Raw genomic sequence first — 405 nt, 5'->3', positions numbered from 1 at the left:
GAATATGAGCATGCCAAGGCAAGAGGTGCAAAAATATATGCTGAAGTAGCTGGAGGTGGATTATCTTCAGATGCGCATCATATGACGGCACCGCATCCAGAAGGCGTTGGTGTAGTTGAAGTTATGAAAAACTGTTTAGAAAACGCAGGATTAAATCCTGAGGATGTAGATCATATAAACACACATGGTACTTCAACACCATTAGGCGATGTAGCTGAGTTAAAAGCAATTTCCAAAGTATTTGGAGATCACGCTAAGAACATAAATATTAATTCTACAAAATCAATGACGGGTCACTTATTGGGTGCCGCTGGGGCTATTGAGGCCATTTCAAGCATACTTGCTATAGAAAATGGTATCGTACCTCCAACGATTAATCACACCACAGTTGATGAAAACATTGAT

General features: G+C 40.0%; 1 protein-coding gene. It reads left to right on the top strand.

Annotated features, from left to right (window positions below):
• Positions 1-405, top strand: a 405-nt coding sequence (locus tag H4O21_RS28285; RefSeq protein ID WP_502243751.1) for a beta-ketoacyl-[acyl-carrier-protein] synthase family protein, incomplete at both ends; no start/stop codon positions are given.

Origin of the sequence: Oceanospirillum sediminis (assembly GCF_014164585.1) — a bacterium.
In the GTDB taxonomy this organism is placed as follows: Bacteria; Pseudomonadota; Gammaproteobacteria; order Pseudomonadales; family Halomonadaceae; genus Oceanospirillum; species Oceanospirillum sediminis.
The sequence above is the reverse complement of the archived record's forward strand: the minus strand, read 5'-3'. Positions and strand labels throughout refer to the sequence as shown.